2 protein-coding genes are annotated in these 2,965 nt (G+C 65.3%); both read right to left on the bottom strand.

Going from position 1 to position 2,965, the window contains the following annotated elements:
• On the bottom strand, positions 1 to 2,205 hold a 2,205-nt coding region (gene dnaE / locus EOA29_RS31195), incomplete at its 3' end, for a DNA polymerase III subunit alpha (protein WP_127222072.1).
• 98 nt (positions 2,206 to 2,303) lie between these two features.
• The coding region (locus EOA29_RS31200) for a biotin/lipoyl-containing protein (RefSeq protein ID WP_127222073.1) at positions 2,304 to 2,965 on the bottom strand (662 nt) is incomplete at its 5' end.

Here is a 2,965-nt window from a genome sequence, read left to right on the forward strand (position 1 = left end):
GCGCAGAAGGTCGGCTTCGCCGAGCGAATAGCCGGAAAGCTCCTGCGCGATCTGCATCACCTGTTCCTGGTAGACGATGACGCCTTGCGTCTCCTTCACCAGATGGTCGATCTTGGGGTGGATCGAGGCCATCTCTTCTTCGCCGTGCTTTCTGGCGTTGTAGGTCGGGATGTTCTCCATCGGACCAGGGCGGTAGAGCGCGACCAACGCGATGATGTCCTCGATGCAGTCCGGCCGCATGCCGATCAGCGCCTTGCGCATGCCCGCACTTTCAACCTGGAACACGCCGACCACCTCGCCGCGCGACAGCATCGAATAGGTGTCCTTGTCGTCGAGCGGAATGCGGGCAAGATCGATGTCGACGCCGCGCCGGCGGATGAGCTTCACCGCCGTCTCCAGCACGGTGAGCGTCTTCAGGCCGAGGAAGTCGAACTTCACCAGCCCGGCCTGCTCGACATATTTCATGTTGAACTGGGTGACCGGCATGTCAGAGCGCGGATCGCGGTACATCGGCACCAGTTCCGACAGCGGCCGGTCGCCGATGACGATGCCCGCGGCGTGCGTCGAGGCGTGACGGTAGAGGCCTTCGAGCTTCTGCGCCGTGTCGAGCAGCGTCTGGACGATCGGCTCCTTCTCCGCCTCCTCGGCGAAACGCGGCTCGTTGGCGATGGCATCCGCCAGCTTGACCGGATTGGCCGGGTTCTGCGGCACCATCTTGGAAAGCTTGTCGACCTGGCCGTAAGGCATCTGCAGCACGCGGCCGACGTCGCGCAGCACCGCGCGCGCCTGCAGCGTGCCGAAGGTGATGATCTGGCCGACCTGGTCGCGGCCGTATTTCTGCTGGACGTAGCGGATGACCTCCTCGCGCCGGTCCTGGCAGAAGTCGATGTCGAAGTCGGGCATCGAGACGCGATCGGGATTGAGGAAGCGTTCGAACAGCAGCGAGAAGCGCAGCGGGTCGATATCGGTGATGGTGGTCGAATAGGCGACCAGCGAGCCGGCGCCCGAACCGCGGCCCGGCCCGACCGGGATGCCTTGCGATTTAGCCCATTTGATGAAGTCGGCGACGATCAGGAAGTAGCCGGGGAACTTCATCTTCTCGATGATGCCGAGCTCGAATTCGAGCCGCTCGCGATATTGCTCTACCGTGTAGCCTGGCGTCGGCCCGTGCTTGGCAAGCCGCGCCACCAGCCCCTCACGCGCCTGGCGGGCAAGCTCGGCGGCCTCGGCCTTCTCGGCCGCGTCCTTGTCGGCGGCGTCGGCGCCGGTGAAGCGGGGCAGGATCGGGCTGCGGTTCTTCGGATAGTAGGCGCAGCGCATGGCGATCTCGACCGTATTGTCGATCGCTTCCGGCAGGTCCGAGAACAGCCGCGCCATCTCGGCCTGGCTGCGCAGGAAATTGTCCGGCGAGAGCCGCCGGCGGTTATCGGCGGCGACCACCGAACCCTCGGCTATGGCGATCAGCGCATCATGCGCCTCGTAGTCGTCGCGCTTGAAGAAGAAGGCCTCGTTGGTGGCGACCAGCGGCAATTCATGGGTGTAGGCGAGGTCGACCGTCGACTTCTCGACCATCCGGTCATAGCCCTGGACGCGCTCCAATTCGATATAAAGCCTGTCGCCGAACAGCGCTTTCAACGTCAGCAGCCGCTGCTCGGCGACGTCGCGGCGGTCGGCCTTGAGCGCGCTGCCGATCGGGCCGCGCGGGCCGCCCGTCAGGCAGATCAGGCCATCGCAATGGCCTTCCAGCATCGTGCTGGTCATATGCACCGGTTCGCCGGGCGGCGTCTCCAGATAGACCCGGCTGATCAGCCGAACCAGGTTGGCATAACCTACCTCGCTGGCGGCGATCAGGACGAGCGGCGACACGCCGGGTCCGTGCCGGCGGCGGTCGCGCTGGGCCTCGACCGCCTCGCCGGCAAAGGCGAGATCGATCTGGCAGCAGATGATCGGCTGGATGCCGTCCTTGACCGCCTTCTGGGCAAATTCGAGCGCGCCGAACAGATTGTTGGTGTCGGTCACCGCGATCGCCGGCGCCTGGTCCTTGGCCGCGTGGCCGACGATGGCGCCCAGCTGCAGGGCGCCCTCCAGAAGCGAATAGGCCGAGTGCACGCGCAGATGGATGAAGGTCCGCGCCGGCGCTTCCGGCTGCGCGGCCTTCACGGCTGCTTCGCGCTGCAGCGGGTCGCGTGGAAGTTCATCTGCCATGGGCTTCGTGTCGCTCGAAAGGACTCATCATCGGTGCAGATGTATTGTCCGGGAGCGCGCGATGCGAGTCCAGCGATCGCCTGTGCACAGCAAAGCCGTCAGGCGAATTCCATGATCACCGCGTCGACCGCCAGGCTGTCGCCGGGCTTGGCGTTGAGCTTCGCCACGGTGAGGTCGCGCTCGGCGCGCAGCACGTTTTCCATCTTCATCGCCTCGACCACGGCCAGCGTCTCGCCGGCCTTGACCTCCTGTCCTTCCGCGACGGCGATCGAAACGACGAGGCCGGGCATCGGGCAAAGCAGCATTTTCGAGGTATCCGGCGGCAACTTCTCCGGCATCAGCCTTTCGAGCTCAGCCGTGCGCGGCAACATGGCTTGAACCGTCACCGACATGCCTTTCCAGGCGATGTGAAACCCGTTCGGCACCGGCCGTATCTGCGCCGCAATTCCTTTGCCATTGACCGTGCCATGCCAGATCGCGTCGCCCGGCCGCCAGCCGGAGGCGACTGTCATGGGCTTGCCGCCATCGATCGACAGATCGACCTCCATCGGGATGGAGACCATGCCGTCCACGATGCTGACGGGAAGATAGTCCGTGCCGATCTTCGTCACCCAATCGCGCTTGAGATGGCCGGAATGCGGCGCCAGCCGCCCGCCGAGGCGGTCGAGCCGGTCCCGGCGCAGCAGTTCGATCGCGATGGCGATCGCGGCAAACACCGCTTTTTCCTCGCCATCCGGTTCGACCGGCGCGAAGCCATCCG

The sequence above is a fragment of the Mesorhizobium sp. M1E.F.Ca.ET.063.01.1.1 genome (assembly GCF_003998155.1).
Lineage (GTDB): Bacteria > Pseudomonadota > Alphaproteobacteria > Rhizobiales > Rhizobiaceae > Mesorhizobium.